General features: G+C 68.4%; 1 protein-coding gene. It reads left to right on the top strand.

Translation table 11 applies throughout. The features are described from left to right. Positions 1-380: aminopeptidase P family N-terminal domain-containing protein (locus tag EN807_RS33080; RefSeq protein WP_348640284.1), on the top strand; the 380-nt coding region annotated here is incomplete at both ends.

The following is a 380-nucleotide window of genomic DNA, read 5'->3' as shown; positions in this document are numbered from 1 at the left end:
GGTTTCGCGATCCTTGCCGCCGACGGCAAGCATCAGCTCTTCATGGATCAGCGCAACTTCCCGCGCATGGTCGCCGCCTATCTCACCCAGCTTGCCGACCTGCACGAGCCCGGCGAATTCGAAGCCGCCGTTGTCGCGCTGGCCAAGGGCGGCGCCAGGATCGCGCTCGACCCTGTTCTGGCGGCCGAAAGGCTGAGAATGCTGGTCGAGGACAATGGCGGTTCGGTGGTTTCAGCGCCCGATCCGGCCCGCATCCCCCGCGCCACCAAAAACCAGGCCGAGATCAACGGCAGCCGCGCCGCGCACCGCCGCGACGGCGCGGCGGTGGCCAAGCTGCTCTGCTGGCTCGACCGGCAACAGCCGGGCACGCTCGACGAGAT

This window comes from Mesorhizobium sp. M5C.F.Ca.ET.164.01.1.1 (assembly GCF_004792125.1).
GTDB classification, from domain to species: Bacteria; Pseudomonadota; Alphaproteobacteria; order Rhizobiales; family Rhizobiaceae; genus Mesorhizobium; species Mesorhizobium wenxiniae.
The sequence above is the reverse complement of the archived record's forward strand: the minus strand, read 5'-3'. Positions and strand labels throughout refer to the sequence as shown.